Annotated in this window: 1 protein-coding gene; it reads left to right on the plus strand. The window is 74.1% G+C overall.

The genetic code is table 11. From position 1 onward, the window contains the following. On the plus strand, window positions 1-2,072 hold a 2,072-nt coding region (locus GWI24_RS43630), incomplete at both ends, for a type I polyketide synthase (protein ID WP_210951550.1).

Below are 2,072 nucleotides of genomic sequence, written 5' to 3' on the forward strand. Positions count from 1 at the left end.
CGACTACCACGCCTACGCCCTCACCGAGATCTCCCCGGACCGGCTCGGCGCGATCCTGGCCGAGCTGGTGGCGCTGTTCGAGCGGGGCGCGCTGAAGCCGCTGCCGGTGCGGACATGGGATGTGCGGCGGGCGCCCGAGGCGCTGCGCTTCATGAGCCAGGCCCGCCACATCGGCAAGATCGTGTTGACCGTGCCCGAGCCGCTGGATCTCACGGGCACCGTACTCATTACCGGCGGCACGGGCACCCTCGGCGGACTGCTGGCCCGTCACCTGGTGGCCGAACACGGCGTACGCCACCTGCTGCTGACCAGCCGCCGCGGCCCTGACACGGCGGGTGCCTCCGACCTGGTGACCGCGCTGCGCGAGCTGGGCGCGGAGACGGTGGACGTGGCCGCGTGCGACGCGGCGAACCGCCGTGCGCTCGCCTCCACCCTGGCCGCCGTGCCCGCCGAGCGCCCGCTGAAGGCCGTGATCCACGCGGCCGGGGCGCTGGACGACGGGCTCATCGGGGCGCTGACCCCGGAGCGGCTGGAGAAGGTGCTCCGCCCGAAGGTGGACGCGGCGCTCAACCTCCACGATCTCACCCGCGACCTCGACCTGTCCGCCTTCGTGCTCTACTCCTCGCTCGCCGGCACCCTCGGCAGCCCCGGGCAAGCCAACTACGCGGCGGCGAACACCTTCCTGGACGCCCTCGCCGCCCGCAGGCGCGCGGCCGGACTGCCCGGCGTATCGCTCGCCTGGGGCCACTGGGAACAGTCCAGCGAACTCACCGGACAGCTCGACCAGGCCGACCGCGCCCGCATGGCGCGCTCCGGCATCGTCCCGATGACCACCGGCCAGGGCCTGGCCCTCTTCGACACCGCCCTGCGGATGGCCGAACCGCTGGCCGTCACCTCGCGCCTCGACGCCTCGGCGTGGGCGTCCGGCGCGGGCAGCGAGGTGGTCCGGGCGGTGGCCCGCGGCCTGGTGGCGCAGGGGCCGGTCCGCCGGGCGCGGGCCGCGCAGGCGGCGGAGGACCGCGGCGCCGAGGGGTCGGCGCTGGTACGGCGGCTGGCCGCGCTGTCGGAGGCGGAGCGTACGGCGGCGCTGGTGGACCTCGTCCGTACCCATGTGGCGACCGTCCTCGGCCACGGCTCGGCCGCGGCCGTCGAGCCGGAGCGCGCGTTCAAGGAACTCGGCTTCGACTCCCTCACCGCCGTCGAACTCCGCAACCGGCTCCAGGCCGCGACCGGACTGCGGCTGCCCGCCACCCTCATCTTCGACCACCCCACCCCGAACGCCCTCGCCGAACACCTCAGGACCGAGCTGGGCGTCGGCGGGCAGACGGACACCCTTGCCCCGGCGCCGGTGGCGGCGGTGGACGACGACCCGATCGCGATCGTCTCCATGGCCTGCCGCTTCCCCGGCGACGCCGACTCCCCGGAGGGGCTGTGGGACCTGGTGGCCTCCGGCCGTGATGCCATCTCCGGCTTCCCGGCCGACCGCGGCTGGGACCTGGACCGGCTCTACGACGCGGACCCGGAGCGCTCCGGCAAGAGCTACGCCCGCGAGGGCGGCTTCCTGCGCGACGCCACGCGTTTCGACGCCGGGCTGTTCGGCATCTCGCCCCGCGAGGCGCTGGGCATGGACCCGCAGCAGCGGCTGGTCCTCGAATCCTCCTGGGAGGTGCTGGAGCGTGCGGGCATCGACCCGCTGTCGCTGCGTGGCAGCCGCACCGGTGTCTTCATCGGCGCGGTGACCACGGGCTACGGCCAGGACCCCAAGCTTCAGCAGAGCGTCGAGGGTTACTCGGTCACGGGCAACGTGCTGAGCGTCATATCGGGCCGGGTGTCCTACGTCTTCGGGCTCGAAGGCCCGGCCATCACGGTCGACACGGCCTGCTCGTCCTCCCTGGTGGCGCTGCATCTGGCCGCCCAGGCGCTGCGTTCGGGCGAATGCTCGCTCGCCCTGGTCGGCGGTGTCACGGTGATGCCGAGCCCGTTCGGCTTCGTGGAGTTCAGCCGCCAGCGCGTGCTGTCGCCCGACGGCCGCTGCAAGGCGTTCGGGGCGGCGGCCGACGGTACCGGCTTCT

This window comes from Streptomyces sp. MK37H (assembly GCF_018035285.1).
Classification (GTDB): domain Bacteria; phylum Actinomycetota; class Actinomycetes; order Streptomycetales; family Streptomycetaceae; genus Streptomyces; species Streptomyces endocoffeicus.